Source organism: Clostridiisalibacter paucivorans DSM 22131 (genome assembly GCF_000620125.1).
In the GTDB taxonomy this organism is placed as follows: Bacteria; Bacillota; Clostridia; order Tissierellales; family Clostridiisalibacteraceae; genus Clostridiisalibacter; species Clostridiisalibacter paucivorans.
This window is the reverse complement of sequence record NZ_JHVL01000001.1, coordinates 31,705-49,134: the sequence shown is the minus strand read 5'-3', so window position 1 is coordinate 49,134 and position 17,430 is coordinate 31,705. Positions and strand designations below refer to the sequence as shown.

At 34.7% G+C, this 17,430-nt stretch carries 12 protein-coding genes; all 12 read left to right on the top strand.

What is annotated here, in order from left to right:
* Nucleotides 1–193: 193 nt before the first annotated feature.
* Nucleotides 194–1,378 carry an efflux RND transporter periplasmic adaptor subunit gene (locus Q326_RS0100220; protein ID WP_026893536.1) on the top strand — a complete coding sequence of 395 codons (1,185 nt, stop codon included), beginning with the start codon at nucleotides 194–196 and terminating at the stop codon, nucleotides 1,376–1,378.
* A complete protein-coding gene (locus tag Q326_RS0100215) occupies nucleotides 1,371–4,430 on the top strand; it encodes an efflux RND transporter permease subunit (RefSeq protein ID WP_026893535.1) in 3,060 nt (1,019 codons plus the stop codon). Before Q326_RS0100220 ends, Q326_RS0100215 begins: the two co-directional genes overlap by 8 nt.
* A 129-nt stretch (nucleotides 4,431–4,559) precedes the next feature.
* A complete protein-coding gene (locus Q326_RS16345; RefSeq protein WP_051530990.1) occupies nucleotides 4,560–5,042 on the top strand; it encodes a MarR family winged helix-turn-helix transcriptional regulator in 483 nt (160 codons plus the stop codon).
* Between the two features lie 17 nt (nucleotides 5,043–5,059).
* Nucleotides 5,060–6,520 carry a TolC family protein gene (locus Q326_RS0100205; RefSeq protein ID WP_026893534.1) on the top strand — a complete coding sequence of 487 codons (1,461 nt, stop codon included), beginning with the start codon at nucleotides 5,060–5,062 and terminating at the stop codon, nucleotides 6,518–6,520.
* A gap of 229 nt (nucleotides 6,521–6,749) precedes the next feature.
* Nucleotides 6,750–7,694, top strand: coding sequence for a MotA/TolQ/ExbB proton channel family protein (locus tag Q326_RS0100200; RefSeq protein WP_026893533.1), 945 nt, complete (start codon nucleotides 6,750–6,752; stop codon nucleotides 7,692–7,694).
* Nucleotides 7,695–7,736: 42 nt separating this feature from the next.
* Entirely contained in the window at nucleotides 7,737–8,660 is a 924-nt protein-coding gene (locus Q326_RS0100195; protein WP_026893532.1) for an OmpA family protein, read from the top strand.
* 198 nt (nucleotides 8,661–8,858) lie between these two features.
* Complete coding sequence (locus Q326_RS0100190) at nucleotides 8,859–10,769, top strand: S-layer homology domain-containing protein (protein WP_026893531.1); 1,911 nt, start codon at nucleotides 8,859–8,861, stop codon at nucleotides 10,767–10,769.
* Between the two features lie 244 nt (nucleotides 10,770–11,013).
* Entirely contained in the window at nucleotides 11,014–12,147 is a 1,134-nt protein-coding gene (locus Q326_RS0100185) for an efflux RND transporter periplasmic adaptor subunit (protein WP_026893530.1), read from the top strand.
* On the top strand, nucleotides 12,147–15,266 hold the full coding sequence (locus Q326_RS0100180; RefSeq protein ID WP_026893529.1) for an efflux RND transporter permease subunit: 3,120 nt from the start codon (nucleotides 12,147–12,149) through the stop codon (nucleotides 15,264–15,266). Before Q326_RS0100185 ends, Q326_RS0100180 begins: the two co-directional genes overlap by 1 nt.
* Nucleotides 15,267–15,866 (top strand): TetR family transcriptional regulator, encoded by a 600-nt coding sequence (locus Q326_RS0100175; protein WP_084489481.1) that lies wholly within the window; start codon nucleotides 15,267–15,269, stop codon nucleotides 15,864–15,866.
* Between the two features lie 260 nt (nucleotides 15,867–16,126).
* Nucleotides 16,127–16,510 (top strand): 3-aminobutyryl-CoA ammonia lyase, encoded by a 384-nt coding sequence (gene kal / locus Q326_RS0100170; protein WP_026893527.1) that lies wholly within the window; start codon nucleotides 16,127–16,129, stop codon nucleotides 16,508–16,510.
* Nucleotides 16,511–16,540: 30 nt separating this feature from the next.
* Nucleotides 16,541–17,356: a 3-keto-5-aminohexanoate cleavage enzyme gene (kce, locus tag Q326_RS0100165; protein WP_026893526.1), complete on the top strand. Its 816-nt coding sequence runs from the start codon at nucleotides 16,541–16,543 to the stop codon at nucleotides 17,354–17,356.
* The last annotated feature ends 74 nt before the right edge of the window (nucleotides 17,357–17,430 follow it).

The following is a 17,430-nucleotide window of genomic DNA, read 5'->3' as shown; positions in this document are numbered from 1 at the left end:
TCCTGTGGATTTCATCATTAAACTACTAACTAATACCTACTAACTACTAACTTTTTTACTAAGACCTAAGAACTAAGAACTAAGAACTACCAACCAATAATTAATAATAATTAACATATAAACTATTTACATATATAAAATATACTAGTATAATATATATATACAAACAAACAATATGAGAGGTGTATTTTATATGAGAGGTTTAAAAAAATTCATTGCATTAGTTATGGTAATAGCCATAGTTTGGAACTTGACTGGATGTGCTTCTAAGGAAGTATCTTCAGAGAGCGAACCTTTAAAACCTGCTAAGGTAGTGGAGGTAAAAGTTGACAACTATGCTCAAGACATGGAGATTAGTGGTAATGTAAAGCCGGGGAAACTTATAAAGGCAGCATTTAAGGTCCCTGGTGTAGTAGATTTTATATATGTGGAAGAAGGGGATAGAGTTGTAGAGGGTCAATCCCTTATGAGTCTGCAATCCCATGATTATGAGCTTAATGTAACTGCCACAAAGGCACAATATGAGGCATTGGAACAGAAGTCTGCAAGTGCTGTTAAATCAGCTATAAATCAAGCTGAAGCCAATCTTAACTTTGTCAAAACCCAACATGAAAGGGTAAAAAGATTGTATGAAAAGGGTGCAGTGGCAAAGAAGACATTGGAAGAAATAGAGACGGCATTGGTAGTAGCGGAAAATAAACATCAAGAGGCATTGGATGCAGAGGGTATATCAGAGACCCAACTCAAGCAGGCAAAGGCAGCATGGGATTTGGCAGCATCTAAATTGACAGATACAGTACTTAAAAGCCCTATAAATGGAACAGTAATAAAGACCATATTTGAGTCGGGAGAGACCATCGCACCTGGATATCCTGCAGTTGTATTGGGGAAATTAGATGAATTAGAAGTAGAGATAGGAGTCCCTGATAATATGGTAAAAAATATAACCATAGGTGATGAAGTGGATGTATTGATATATGGATTAGATTTAGAAACTAAGGGAACAGTTAAAAATATCGACACAACAGCGGATCAACAGACTAGAACATTTGGTGTAAAAATAAATATAGATAATAAAGACCTTATAATAAAACCAGGAATGATTGCAAAGGTAAAAATACAGCCTAAAAACAAAGAAGATATGAAAGGAATATTATTGCCTGTAGATAGTGTAATAAAATACACTGAAGGTGCAGTGGTATTCGTTGTAAATGAAGAAAGTGTGGTAGAAGAAAGACCAGTACAGACAGGAGAGGTTATAAAGGATAAGATTAAGATATTGCAGGGGCTAAATGAAGGAGAAAAGGTAGTAGTAGAAGGACAATACAAATTAAAATCAGGGGACAAAGTCAAATTGGAGGTTGCAAGTAATGACTAAATGGTGTATAAGGCATAGAAGTATAGTGGCGATGTTGGCCATATTTATATTTGTGATGGGAGGATATCTATATGCAAATATGGAAAGACAGGAAAATCCAAATGTAGTATCCCCTGGAGCCATAATTAAGGTCATATATCCTGGAGCCACCCCTGAAGATGTGGAAAAATTCATAGTAAAGCCCCTAGAGAAAAAAGTGTCAGAGCTTAATCATATCAAAAGATTGGAGAGTCATTCCCTTGACAGTGTAGGTGTCCTTGTGGTTAGGCTTGAAGATATAACTGATGATGAAATAAATGAAACTTGGAACAAATTAAAAGATAAAGTAGACAATGCAAAGGCAGATTTTCCTGAGCAGGTTTGGGAACCAGAAATAGATACTGAATTGGTAGAAACCTATGGAATGCTTCTAACTGTAAGTGGAGATAAATTCCAATTTGATGAATTGAAGGTCATATCAGATGAGCTAAAGGACAGATTTGAAAGGGAGTCGGGAGTAGCAGAAGTAAAGATAGATGGCTATGAGGATAAGGAAATCCATGTAAATATGAATATATTGAAGATGAGACAATACAATATTTCCTTAGACCAAATAGGTAAGATGCTTATGGCTACCAATGTAAATATTCCTGGCGGAAATATGGAATTAGGCGATACTAAGTTATCGGTAAGTACTACAGGGGAATATGAATCATTGGATGAAGTCAAAAATACCATAGTAGGCATGTCTGAACAAGGAAATGTGGTATATCTTAAAGATGTGGCAGATGTGGTAGAAACGGAAAAAAAACGGGATGTATATGTAAATAGCAATGGAGAAAAGGCATTACTTATTGCTGTGAAATTTTCCGAAGGTCAGAATGTAGTTAAGGTCGGAGAGAGACTAAATACATTTTTAGATGAATATGAGAAGAGTTTACCTGAAGGTATGCATATAAGGATGATAACTGACCAAGCAGTATATGTAAATGATGCAATAAAGGTATTTGAGAAGAACCTCTTATCGGCTATAGTGTTGGTATTAGTGGTAGTACTTATAACTATGGGATGGAGAAGTGCATTGGTAGTGGCATCTTCCATACCTATATCAGTAATGGCAACATTTTTATTTATGAGGATGACTGGAGTTATATTGCACCAAGTATCCATATCTTCATTGATTGTATGTCTCGGTCTTATGGTGGCAAATGCCATAGTAGCCAATGACAATATGGATGTATATCTTACACGGGGAAAATTAAATAGGGAGATGTCCATAGTTGAAGGTATAAAAGAAGTAAGGATACCTATACTTACTTCAACATTGACTACAGTTGCATCTTTTTTACCGTTATTGATGATGAAGGGTGTTGCAGGAAAATTTGTAAAAACATTGCCCGTATTGGTAACTGTGGCACTTTTAAGTTCTTATCTTTGTTCATTGACTGTGGTGCCTGTTATGGGACATAGCTTTTTAAAGGTGAAGGATGATAGTAAGAAATCCAAGTTTAGTGGATTAAGTGAATATTTTATGGGCAAATATAAAAAGATATTAGATGCGGCCTTGAAGAAGCCAAAGGTTACATTGGTAAGTGCCATAATATTATTGACATTGACAGGGTTACTTATTCCCACATTGGGTATGCAGTTATTTCCCTTTGTTGAGCGGGATCAATATATAATAGATGTGACTACAATGGAAGGAAGTACTGTAGAAAAGACTAGAGATGTGGTAGAAAAGATAGAGAATGTATTAGATGAAAATGACAAGGTAGATACATATCTATCTAAAGTAGGAGATGGGATTCCTAAATTTTATCCATCTTTCTTTCCAAATCAAATTTCATCTAATAAGGCACAGTTTATAGTAAATGGTAGTAAATATGAGATAGACAATATACAGAGGAAATTAGATGGAACCATACCAGGTGCAAGGATAGAGGTTAAACAGCTAGAAAATGCTGTGCCTGTGGGATTGCCTGTACAGGTACGGGTGAGTGGTGAAGATATAGACACATTGAGAAAAATATCTAGAGATATAAAGGAAAAGCTATATGAAATAGAAGAGGGAAAAAATGTCCAAGATGACTTTGGATTTGAGACACCTAAGATAAAGGTAAATGTAAATAAAGACAAGGCAAATATGGTTGGACTCACCAATTATGATATATCTAAAACCATAAGGATGGTGGTAAATGGTATAGAGATAACCAAGATAAAGCCTGCTCATAGTGATGATGATATACCTGTTATATTAAAGGTTCCAGAAGAAGACAAAAATAATAGGGAGCTTTTGGAACAGATATATGTGACATCTAGTATTACAGGACAAAATGTGCCATTGAATCAGGTTGCCGATATAGAGACAGAGTTTTCTATAAACAAAATTCTACGTAGAGATAAGGATAGGACTATTACCACAGGACTATATCCTAAAAAGGGATATACAGCAGCGGATGTATTAAAAATAGTAGAAGAAAAACTAAAAGACTTTGAGGTGCCCATTGGATATAAATTGGAATTTGGTGGAGAGAATGAAGATAGAACAGAGGCATTTGAGTCATTGATAGGACCATTTTTCTTATCAGCGGCGTTAATATATCTAATACTTATGTTCCAATTCTTTGATCTTCGTCAGCCCCTTATTATTATGGGAACTATACCACTATCCTTTATAGGGGTAATATTGGGATTGAAGATAACAGGATATCCCATAGGATTTATGGCGCTTATGGGTGCAGTGAGCTTGATGGGTATAGTAGTTAACAATGGTATAGTGCTATTAGACTATATAAATACATTGACTAAGTCAGGTCGAGACTTAATAGAATCCATAAAAGAAGCCAGTGCTACTAGACTAAGACCTATAATGATAGGTATGGTGACAACTACCATAGGATTGTTACCCATGGGATTGGCTGGAGGTAGTCTATGGGCGCCATTGGCATATTCATTGATATTTGGATTGTTTGTATCGTCTATGTTGACCATGATAGTTATTCCAGCAGCGTTTTTAGTATTTAAACAAGTCAAGGAAAAGAGAAAAGAGATTTTACAAAAGATAACTGGCTAAAATAGGGGACTAGATATGTCCCTTATTTTACCAATATAATATAAATATATAAACTATTTACACATTTATATATTAAGTTTAAAATAATTAAGGGTGTAAATTAATTATTAAGACTAGAGGTGACTGTGAATGAGTAAGGCCAAGAAATTATTTGAATCCTATGAGTGGGTAGGAGAAGTAGCAAATAAAGCCATAATAGAATTAAAAAAGACAGCAGATATATTAGAAGAAATTCATAACAGTTTTTTCAACAGATATGATATATCCAGTACTAAATTTAATCTTTTGGTGATACTATATACGGGACCAGAAGAAGGGCTTATGCTTTCAGAAATAGGAGAAAGTATGTTGGTGACCAGGGCGAATATAACAGGATTGATAGATAGACTGGAGAAACAGGGATATGTAAAGAGAAAGAGGGACACTGAGGACAGAAGAAAAATAATGGCGAATATAACAGTAGAGGGAAGGGCATTTATTGGTGAAATAATAGAAGAATATAAGCAGTGGACAAAGTCTGTTATGGGTGTATTGGATGATGCCCAAAAGTCACAATTGATTGACTTGTTAAAGAGGATGCAAGTGGGGCTTATAAAAGAAAACTTTGCATAATTTGGGAGGTTGTATATATGAAAAACAGGGTTTTAGCAATAGTTGTGGCATCTATGATGATATTTACTTCTACAGTATCCATAGCTGTAGACAATGATAGTGAAAGCAGTGAAGAGATTAAAGATGAAGAAGAAAAGGTATTAGAATTAGATATACAAGAAGCAGTGAAAATAGGGTTGGAAAATAGTATTTCATTGGAAAAGGTAAGAAATGAAATAGATTTAAGTGAAGTAAAGAAAAGAAGGGCAAAATCTGCCAGTAAAAAGTTGGAAGATGGAGATGAAAAGATAAGCGATGGAAGAAAGATATTAAATAAGGTGGAACAATTGGAGTCTTTACCCGATGAGTATCAATTAGATGATAAAACTGCATCGGAAGTAGAAAAGCTTATAGGAAGAGATTTACCCTCAGGAATAACGGCAGGTCAAATGAAGGGCATATTAGAGGCTGGAAATATGACATCTAAAGATATAGAAGACAGTTTAGAGGCTGGAAAAAGATCTATTATAGAGGGACTTCAAACAGCAGGAACTACTATATCGGGGAATTTAAATTTTGATAGTTTAGATCAATTACCAGTTAATGCAACATCTAATGTGTTAACTACTATGTCTAATGTAGCCTTTGAAGTAACTAAGGCGTCCTATGATATATATAAGAATCAGATAGCTATGCTTATACAAAAGAGCTATTATGATGTATTAAAGGCTAAGCAGATGTTGGAAGTAAAAGAAAGGGCGATGGAGCGGGGAAAGAAACAGTATGAATTTGTAAATGCCAGCTATGAAGAGGGAATGAAGGCCAAAGACGATATGCTGATGTCTCAAATATATTATCAGGGGACAGAGATAGAGTATAATAAGGCATTGGGAGAATATGAGAATGCGTTGACAGAGTTTAAGAAAAACATAAATATACCATTGGATAAAGAGGTGGTTTTAACTCAAGTAATGGAAGACGAGGGAGAGATACCTGATATTGACTATGGTATTGAAAATGGGTTGAAAGAAAGATTGGAAATAAGAAAGAGCTTTGGAGAAGTGATAGTATATGAAACCAATTTTGAAAATGTAGAGAAAAAGTATCCCAGCAATACATTCCAAAACAAGGAAGCTAGATTGTTGAAGGAAAAGGCAAGGATAAATTATAAAGATACTGTATTGAATGTGAAAAATTCCATATATCAGTCCTATGAGACATTGAAAAGCACTGGAGAGATGCTTAAAACTGCCAAGGGCATGGTGGAGCAAGCCCGAGAAAATCTTGAAATTGCACAATATAAATATAAAGAGGGATTTGGCGTAGAAACCAGTTTATTAAAAAAACTTGATTTAGAGTCTTCGGCAGGGACTATAATAGAGGTATTGGCAGCGGAGGAAAAAGTAGCCGAGGTAGAAGAAAAGGTAGTACAAATAAAATACGGCTACAATCTAGCAAAGATGAAATATTACAATGATATAGGGGATTTGATTTATTAGGTAGTTGGTAGTAAAGGGATAGTTAGCGGTTAGTAGTAAGTAGTTAATAGTTCAAGGAAGAAATCCAAAGGATTTCAACCATTACCTAAGAACTAAGAACTAAGAACTAAAAAGGGCCTTTGGCCCTTTTTAAAATTGTAAGGAACTTGTCACAAAATATATAGGTCTAATATGTTATAATTGTCTTAATAATATATGGAAGTAAAAACCATAAAAAGGAGGGATCAATTTGGTTGATGTATTAAACAAGCTAAATCCATTAGCCATAGTGATAATAATAACTATAGTGGGTATATTGATATCATCTATAGTTATAAGTATAATACTTAGAAATAGATACAAAGATCTACACAAAGATTTACAAATGGGAAAAAATGATCTAGATTCAGGAAGATATGCAAATGAGGTATTAAATGCAATAGTAAAGGACTATAGGGAAAGGGCAAAGAGCAATGCTGAGGAAGTAAATACTCAGGCGATAATAGAAAGCAATTTCTATAAATTTCATAGAAATTCATTTTTAGCAGAAAGATTTTTTAAAAACGCTGTATCGTTGATGATTATATTGGGACTATTAGGTACATTTTATGGTTTAACTATATCTATAGCTAAGTTAGTAGAGTTACTGTCCAATAGTGCCAATGTAGAGGTATTGAGCAGTATGGATTCTATAGTAGGAGGACTTATAGAGGCTGTTAAAGGTATGTCTGTGGCATTTGTGACATCTCTATTTGGTATCGCATCGTCTATAATAGTAACATTTATAAATATTCTATTTAATATAGACGAGACTAAAGAGGCAGTTATGGTTGATATAGAAGAATTTTTAGACAATAAGGTTGCCCTTGAGTTTAAAAAGGAAAATGAGTACACATATATAGCAGAAGATATCAAGAACACTATGGGAAGTTTGGGAGATAAAATAGAATATAACTTTAAAAATGTTATGGACAATTCAGGAAAAAATCTTACAGCAGCCACTAGAGAGATGGAGAATACTACTCTTAGTATGTTGAAGGCAGTTAAGTTATTTAATGAATCCCTAAATACATTTGCTGAGAATACCAAAGATTTTTCTCAATTTAATCATGAACTTAGGACAAACATTCAAAGGATGAATGTAACCTTTGGAGATTTTACTAATGAGATTAAAGAAATTACTGATAAAAAGTAGAGTTAAATATGGATTACTGTATTTGAAAAAAGGGGGTTGTGTATGAAGGCGAGGAGAAGGAATTTTAAACAAGGAGAAGATACTCAAAACTTTTGGCCCTCCTTTACAGATATGATTTCTACAATAGCGTTAATATTGTTTTTCCTTATGATATTGGCATATATACAGAATATAGTTGCAGGAAACAATTTAGAATTTGCACAAAAACAGCTTAAAGAGTCACGGGCTGAGATATCAGAATCCGAAGAAAAACTTAGGATATTGGAAGAACGACTAGAAGATGTAAAGGCAGAGGTAAGGAGGGGAGAACGAGAACTTAAGTTGTCCGAAGACAAAATAGAGGAACAGAAGGAAATAATAGCAGAAAGCAATAGAGAACTAGGAGATCTGCGTTCAAGACTGCAAGGTATAGCTTTTTTAAGGGTAGGAGTATTGGAAAAGGTTAAGACGTCTGTAGAAAAGGAAGTGGGCGAGACTACCGATAGTGGAGATAGAATAGTAAGTATAGCTGACAATGGAAATATAGTTATAAATGAAGGGTTAGTATTTGATTACAATTCCTATAAATTGAAGCCTGAAGGAGAAAAATTATTGGACAAGCTGGCAGATGCCTTTGAAAATGTACTAAAGGATAGAAGTACAAGACAAAATATAGATGCCATAAATATACAAGGTCATACAGATGATACAGGTAGTGCAGAATACAACCGAGACTTATCAACTAAAAGGGCTACTGCTGTAGTAAACTATCTGATGAAATCCAATAAGACTCTAGAGAATAGTTATGGCAAATACTTTATGGCCAGTGGATATTCAGAATTTAGACCTATATCATCGGGATCATCTAGTAAGGACAAGGCTAAAAATAGAAGGATAGAGATATCAGTAATATTGAAAGACTCAAATGTTCAAAATGTAATAGATGAGTATTTAGATGATACTAAAAAATTATTTGAAGAAGAATAGATATATACCTTAAAATTTTCAAAAAGTTTTCGAATATATATATGACTGGATTAAATATGGGGGCCCTTTATTTTGAAATATATAGATAAAATGTGGAGGTATTATTTTCCTCCACATGAATCTTTATAATTTTGAAGGATTTAAGGGTTACATAAAGAATAAAATAATATAACATGAATTAAAAGGGGAGGTATATAAATGAAATTTGATACGGGTAAATGTACAAGGTTTTTTTCATTGATTATTGTAGCGTTCCTGGTAATAGGTAGTGCCTCAGTATATGCTCAAGTTTTTACTGATGTACCCAATGGACATTGGGCCAATCCATATGTGGAAAAGATGTATAGAAAGGGCATAATATCTGGCTCTGGAGATGCTACATTTAGACCTAATAATTATGTAACTAAGGAACAGGCAATGGTTATGATCTATAATATGTTAGATATAAGTAGTTCCGATGTGAGGAATGCCAGAAACAAATATGACTCCACTATGAGTAGGGCAGGGGTATCATCTTGGGCAAGAGATGCAGTAGCTTCTGCTATACAATCGGGAATTGTTTCGGAACAAGAGGTAAGAGAAAGGTTCAATAAAAATGGTTCTCCACAAAATGCATTTAGATATGAATTATGTGTATACCTTACTAGGGCAATGGATTTAGAACAGGAAGCCAAAAATAAAATAATAATAGATTTACCCTTTATCGATAGAGAGCTAATGCCTTTACAGGTACAGGCATATGTGGAAGTAATGGTAGATAAGGGAGTAATAAATAAAAAGGGAGATTCAGAAGGTAAGTTTAACCCTAAAAAACCTATAAGTAGGGCAGAAATGGCTAAAATGCTCTCGGTAGCATATGACTATATAGATAGGAATAATATAAAACCCGATGTACCTGAGGAAATAGACGATGATTTAATAGATGATGCTAAGAAGATAGAAGGTACCATATACAGTATGTTTAAATCTACAGGGGATTTATATATAACTATAAAGGATGAAGATGGAGATAAGGATACATATATTCTTCATGATGATGCTAAGATAGAGATTGATGGCAGAAAGTCAGATGCTGAAGATATTACAGAAGGTTTGGAGCTAAAAGAGGCTAGGGTTACAAGGGATAAAAAGGTAGTATTATTGGAAGCAAATAGTATAGAGGAAGAGTATACAGGAGAGATAGACAGGATATATAAGGGAGACCCATATAAAATAAGAATAGAGTATAAAGAGGACGAAGATGACGATGACGATGATACAGAGAAGAAGACCTTTGAAGTAGATGAAGATGCAGATATAAGACTAAATGGTGAAAAGGCTGATGTAGATGAGTTGGATGATGAAGACAAGGGAGAGTTCAAGGTTAAAAACAGTAAGATTGTAGAAATAGACGTTAAAGGTAGTGACTGGAGATTAAAAGGGACTATAAAGAAGATTATATTTGACCCTGAGCCAGAGATTGTTGTGGTAGATAGAGATGATAATGAGTATAAATTTGATGTAGATAAAAGGGTTGATATAGAGAGAAATAATAGGAATGCAGAGATAACAGACCTCAGAAAGGGAGACAAAGTAAAGTTAGATATAGAATATGATGTAGTGACAGATATAGAGGCGGATGTAGTAGAAGACGATGACGAGGGAACTGTAACGGCTATAAATATAAGTAGTAAAGGTACTACAATGACCATTAGAGATGATGATGGAGACGAAAAAACATATGATGTAGCTAAGGGAGTAGACTTGAAGATAGATAGAAAGACGTCCACTATTTATGACCTTAAACTAGGTTACTCTGTAGAGGTAGAAATAGAAGGAAATGAAGTAGTAGAGATAGATGCCATATCTAGAAACCAAAACGATAGATATGAAGGTATAATAGAGTGGATAAATAGTAAGGCAGATGTGATAACAATATCTACAATAAATGCATCTGGAGATAAGGAAAATATAAGAATAGATGTAGATAGTCGTACCACATATATAGATGAAGATGGAGATGAAACATCTCTAAGGAGATTAGATGAAGGCGACGAGATATTAGTAATAGGTAATTATGAAGAGGGCGTATTTACAGCTAAGACCGTTATTATAGTACAGGAGTATTAGGTATTAGTTGATAGTTAGTAGTTGGTAGTTAGTGGTTAGTAGTTGGTAGTTCGTAGTTGATGGTGGAAACCCTATGGATTTCATCATTGTACTACAGGCTACTAACTTTTTTATATTTTTGTCAATAATCTGCTATGTTATTTTTGTGTAAAAATGTATTGACAGTTAGATAATTATGGTATATTATTAGTTTTATCGACCGACCAGTCAGTTCTGGAAAAGTTTAAGTAAGGAGGTATTTATTTTGGCAAAAAAAATCGTGGTTTTATTTCTGGGAATAATTTTAATAGTCAGTCTAGTAGTAGGATGTGGCTCTAAAGAAGAGGCAGTAGATAAGACCAAAGTAGAAGAAAACTATGTACCTGTGGAAATAGGTAAAATAGAAAAAAAGACTATTTCCAATGAAATAGTTTTTAGTGGTAAGGTATTTGCCAATAAGGAAGTAATGGTTATGCCTAAAGTACCAGGAAAAGTAGAATCAACAAATATAAAGGTAGGAGATAAGGTAGCAAAAGATCAAGTATTATTTACTCTAGAAAAAGATGATATACAAGATGCAGTAGACAATGCAAAGGTAGCATTGGATGGAGCTAAGGCAAATTATAAATTAACTGAAGAAAAAATACAAAATGCAAAGAAGGCATTTGAAAGGTCAAAGGAGTTGTATCAAGAGGGTGCCATATCTGAGGCACAATTTGAGCAGGCTAAGGTAGCTGCTTCAGATAATTCGTTAGAGGCAGCTAAATCGCAGTTAAATACTGCACAAGTAGGATATGACCAAGCAGTAGAGGCAATGGAAAATGCCTCGGTGGAATCTCCAATAGGTGGAGTAGTATCGGCAGTAAATATAGAGGCAGGGGAGTTTGCGTCCAATGCACAGGCTGCAGTAACTATTGTAGATATGGATAAGGTATATGTACAAGTAGATATATCGGAAAATATTATTAATCAATTGTATAAGGATAAGAGTGTAAATGTGGAGATACCGTCTGCATCACAGGAAGAATTTGTAGGGAAAATAGATACTATAAGTCCCACTACAGACCCTAGAACGCAGTTATATCCTGTGAAGATATATATAGGTAATAAAGACCATACCATAAAACCAGGTATGTTTGTAAAGGTAAAGGTAGATACTGATATAAAAGAAAACGTAAATGTAATACCTAGTGAGGCAGTATTGGATAATGAAGGGGAAACTATAGTATATGTGTTATCAAATGAAAATGCAAAAGTGAAAAAAGTAGATACAGGTCTTGATACAGGAACATATATAGAGATTAAAAGCGGTATAAGTGAAAGTGATAAAGTAATAATAAAGGGACAGAACTTTGTTGAAGATGGTACAAAAGTAAAGGTAGTAAGAGGTGAGAAATAATGAATATTTCTAGTTTATCAGTAAGGAGACCTGTTACTATATTGATGGTTATTTTTATAATCGTACTTTTAGGAGTAGTGTCTTTGAGTAGATTGCCCATAGACTTACTACCTAAGATAGAGGTGCCTGTAGCTATTGTATCCACATCATATGCAGGGGTTGGACCTCAAGAGATAGAAAAGCTCATAACTAAGCCTGTTGAAGAGTCTATAGCTACTGTAGGAGATATAAAAAATGTAAGTTCAAGTTCTTCTGAGGGAAATTCATTAGTTATAGCAGAATTTAACTATGGTACCGATATGGACTTTGCATCGTTGGAAATGCGAGAGAAGATAGATATGATAAAGGGATTTTTACCTGATGATGCATCTTCCCCTATGGTAATGAAGATAGACCCCAATGCTATGCCTATAATGGTAGTATCTCTTTCAGGAGATAAGGATTTGGCATATATTCAAAGTCTTGCTGAAGATGAGATGAAGTCTAAGATAGAGAGACTTGAGGGGGTTGCCTCTGTTGATATAATGGGAGGATATGAAAATCAGGTAGAGATAAAGGTAAATAGACAAAAACTCCAAGGATATGGATTATCCATAAATTATTTATCTCAAATAATCGGTGGGGAAAACTTAAATCAGCCTGGTGGTGCAGTAAAGAAGGGAAATAAAGAACTGACCATTAGGACTATGGGAGAGTTTGAAGATATAGAAGAGATAGAAGAACTTCCCATTGCATTACCCCAAGGAGGAACAGTTTATCTGAGAGATTTGGGAACTGTAACATTGGCTCCTAAGGATATAAGCAGTATATCTAGAACAAATGGAGAAAATAGTATAACCATATCAATAAGGAAGCAATCGGGAACTAATACTGTTTCTGTGGCAAATACTGTGAACTCTGAGATAGAAAAATTGGCTTCAGAATATGAGGGCATAAATATAAGGACTATGTTTGACCAATCAGACTACATCCAGGATTCTATAAATAATGTGGTTAAGAATGCATTGATAGGTGCATTACTGGCTATATTTATCCTATATTTGTTCTTAAGAAATATAAGGACTACATTTATAATAGGAACTGCAATTCCTATTTCTATAATAGCCACATTTATATTGATATATTTTAATGATATAACGCTGAATCTTATGACCCTTGGAGGGTTGGCATTGGGTACAGGTATGCTTGTAGATAATGCCATAGTTGTGTTAGAGAATATATATAGATTCAGACAAGAGGGATATTCTAGAAAAGATGCAGCGATAAAGGGTGCAAGTGAAGTAGGCATGGCAGTTACAGCATCTACCCTTACTACTATAGCAGTGTTTTTACCTATAGTATTTGTTGAGGGAATAACCTCTACTATATTTAAAGAGCTGGCATTGACAGTAACGATGTCTTTATTGGCTTCATTGGGTGTGTCATTGACATTGATACCTATGCTTTCTTCAAAACTACTCAAAGTAGATAAAGAGCAAGGAAAGACACATCATTCTAGATTTAGATTGTTCTCATTTTTGTATGATCTATTTGATAGAATATTCTTCAAAATTGAGGCCATGTATAAGGGATTACTTACAAAGAGTTTATCCCATAGAAAGACAACAATTTTCGCTGGTGTGCTAGTATTTATTATAAGTATGGTGTCTATAACCAGTGTTGGGGCAGAGTTCTTTCCAAGTACAGATGAGGGTCAGTTGACTATAAGTGTTGAATTACCCGATGGTGCAGAGATTGAAGAGACCAATGAGATAATTACCGAGATAGAAGGTATGTTAGAGGATATACCAGAGATAGAAAAGGTATTTTCCAGTATAGGGTCAAATAATATGTCCTTTGGTAATAATGGTACTAATAAGGGTTCAATAGATGTAATGACTGTAGGATTAACTGAAAGGGAGCGTTCAATAAAGGAAATAGCAGACGAAGTAAGGACTATGATAAAAGATATCCCTGGAGCGGAAAAGGGAGTATCTGTTGCCTCAAGTATGGGTATGGGAGGAGGTTCTGGTTCTCCAATTAGCATATCAGTAAAAGGTGATGACATAGAGGAATTAAAGAAAATAGGTAATGAATTCAAGGGAATAGTTGAATCTGTACCTGGTACTAGGGAAGTAGAGAGTAGCCTTGAAGACGGTATTCCAGAGGTACAGATAAAAATAAATAGAAAAAATGCTTCTCAATACGGAATTACAGCAGCTCAAGTAGCTTCTGCTGTAAAAGGCACAATAGATGGTAAATTGGCCACCAGATATAAATACAATGGTGATGAAATAGATGTGATGGTTAAGGGAGATGAAATATATAAAGAGAGCATTAAAAATCTTCAACAGATATATATACAATCCCCATCGGGCATAAATGTACCCCTTAGTCAAGTGGCATATATAGATGTGGAAAAGGGACCTATTTCCATACAAAGGGATGCCCAGTCAAGGGTTGTAACCATAAGCAGTCAAATAATGGGGAGAGATTTAAAGAGTATATCTGAAGATATAGCAGCTAAGATGGATAAATATAATATGCCTAAGGGATATACCTATGAATTTGGTGGAGAAAATAAGGAAATGGTAGAAGCATTTCAAGATTTATCCATGGCATTGATTCTTGCAGTTATATTGGTATATATGATATTGGCATCTCAGTTTGAGTCGTTACTACATCCATTTACAATAATGCTTTCAGTGCCCCTTGCATTGGCAGGAGGAGCATTGGGACTATTTATAACTAGAAGGTCGTTAAGTGTACCTGCATTTATTGGAGTTATTATGCTTGCAGGTATAGTAGTAAATAATGCCATAGTGCTTATTGACTATATAAATACTAGAAGAAGAAATGGTGAAACTAGGACAGAGGCCATAGTAAATGCAGGACCTATAAGGCTTAGACCTATAATGATGACTACATCTACCACAGTATTGGGATTGATTCCATTGGCATTAGGTATAGGAGAAGGGGCAGAGGCCCAAGCGCCTATGGCAACAGTGGTTATTAGTGGACTATTGCTTTCTACATTACTCACATTGGTATTTATACCAGTGGTATATACAATATTTGATGATATAACTAATTTTGTAAAAAGGAAGATATCTGGTAGAAAGCAACAGGAGGTGTTATAAATAGTTGCTAAAAAGGATAGAAGAATAGAGATATTAGAAGCTAGTCTAAGGATATTTTCCACAAAGGGATACCATACAGCAAAAATGGAAGGGATAGCCAAAGAAGCTGGTATAGGGAAAGGCACTCTCTATGAGTACTTCAAAGGAAAAAAACACCTATTCCATGAGATGCTAAAATATACTTTAATAAAGTATAAAGAAGAAGAAGAGAAAGTATTAGATATGGAAGGCCCTATAAGGGATAAATTGATAGCTTTTTCTGCATTTAATGGAAGGTTTTTAAGTGAATATATGGACTTAGCAGAAAATGTAATGAATAGTGTCAGTGTTTTGTCTGATGACGTTAAGGTATGGATGATGAAAAAAAAGACTGAGTTGATAAAAGTGTTACAGGAAGTAATACAACAGTCTATAGATAGTGGAGAACTAAGAAAGGATTTAAATGCAGAATTGGCTACATTGGCCCTTTCTGGAACTATAAGGGTCTATTATGGAAAAAGGCTTAACTTTGATAAAGAAAAATATAGTAATATAGACCCTGCTCTACCTATAGATATGATGCTTGAAGGAATGGTAGATAGGGATGTAGTTGGTAGTTAGTAGTTGGTAATCGGTAGTGGATGGTAGAAATCCATAGGATTTCATCATTAGACTAATAACTGCTAGCTGTTAACTATTAACTTACTGTATATTTTCTACAAAAGGAATACAGCATAAACTGTATTCCTTTTTGTTTTGTCTAATTAATAATACTTGATATAATTAAAAAATGTGGTATTATATAAATGAAACTCCAGATTGGTATACATATAACAACTGGGGACAACATACTATAAAACCCAAAAGAGGAGGTACTTTTTATGGAAAAAGCAATGATTAGATTAAGGATGAGTATGCATGATGCACACTACGGTGGCAACCTAGTGGATGGAGCTAAGATGCTTCAATTATTTGGAGATGTAGCTACAGAATTACTTATCAGAAATGACGGAGATGAAGGTCTATTTGCAGGGTATGATAAGGTAGAGTTTACTGCACCTGTATATGCAGGGGACTATATTGAAGCTGTAGGGGAAATCGTTAAAGAGGGAAATAGTTCCAGAAAAATGGTATTTGAGGCAAGAAAGGTGATAATTCCAAGACCAGATATAAATGATTCTGCTTGTGACTTATTGGAAGAGCCTATAGTAGTATGCAAAGCTGAAGGTACTTGTGTTGTGCCAAAGGACAAGCAAAGGAAATAATTGTTTTAAGAAATGAAAGGGGAATAAGAGATGGAGAAATTAATAATTACTGCTGCTATATGTGGTGCAGAAGTGACTAAGGAAAATAATCCTGCTGTACCTTATACTGTAGAAGAAATAGGAAAAGAAGCAGAAGCAGCATATAAGGCAGGGGCCAGTATTATACATCTTCATGTAAGAGAAGATGACGGAACACCTACTCAAAGTAAGGAAAGATTCAAAGCTTGTATGGATGAAATAAAGAGAAGATGCCCAGATGTTATAGTGCAACCATCAACTGGTGGAGCAGTGGGTATGAGCGATGAAGAAAGACTTCAACCAACTGAACTTATGCCAGAGATGGCAACCCTTGATTGTGGTACATTAAACTTTGGTGGAGATGAGATATTTGTAAATACAGAAACCACTATAAAGAATTTTGCTACAATAATGAAGGAAAGAAATATAAAACCAGAGATAGAGGTATTTGACAAGGGTATGGTAGATGCAGCAATCAAATATCATAAACAAGGTTTTATAGAAGGCCCATTACATTTTAACTTTGTACTTGGCGTTGCAATGAGTGCTACAGCTAGGGACTTAAGTTATATGGTAGACAGCATTCCAGAGGATGCAACTTGGACAGTTGCAGGAATAGGAAGACATGAATTCCCAATGGCTGCTATAGCTATAGCTATGGGTGGAAATGTAAGAGTTGGATTTGAAGATAATGTATATATAGAAAAGGGCAAGATGGCTAATTCTAATGCAGAATTAGTAGAAAAGGTAGTAAGGATAGCAAATGAATTGGGAAGAGAGATTGCTACTCCAGATGAAACAAGAAAAATTTTAAGCATAAAGAAATAGAAAGAGAGCAGAGGGAAATTCCTCTGCTCTTTAGTTAGTATTCAAAAAAAATCTCAGATGCAGGAATTTTAAAA

Excerpts from the sequence above, each read along its gene's own strand:
- Q326_RS0100180 (WP_026893529.1), top strand. The coding sequence starts at position 12,147 with ATGAATATTTCTAGTTTATCAGTAAGGAGACCTGTTACTATATTGATG.
- kce (WP_026893526.1), top strand. The coding sequence starts at position 16,541 with ATGGAGAAATTAATAATTACTGCTGCTATATGTGGTGCAGAAGTGACT.
- Q326_RS0100195 (WP_026893532.1), top strand. The coding sequence starts at position 7,737 with ATGAAGGCGAGGAGAAGGAATTTTAAACAAGGAGAAGATACTCAAAAC.
- Q326_RS0100220 (WP_026893536.1), top strand. The coding sequence starts at position 194 with ATGAGAGGTTTAAAAAAATTCATTGCATTAGTTATGGTAATAGCCATA.
- Q326_RS0100215 (WP_026893535.1), top strand. The coding sequence starts at position 1,371 with ATGACTAAATGGTGTATAAGGCATAGAAGTATAGTGGCGATGTTGGCC.
- Q326_RS0100190 (WP_026893531.1), top strand. The coding sequence starts at position 8,859 with ATGAAATTTGATACGGGTAAATGTACAAGGTTTTTTTCATTGATTATT.
- Q326_RS16345 (WP_051530990.1), top strand. The coding sequence starts at position 4,560 with ATGAGTAAGGCCAAGAAATTATTTGAATCCTATGAGTGGGTAGGAGAA.
- kal (WP_026893527.1), top strand. The coding sequence starts at position 16,127 with ATGGAAAAAGCAATGATTAGATTAAGGATGAGTATGCATGATGCACAC.
- Q326_RS0100205 (WP_026893534.1), top strand. The coding sequence starts at position 5,060 with ATGAAAAACAGGGTTTTAGCAATAGTTGTGGCATCTATGATGATATTT.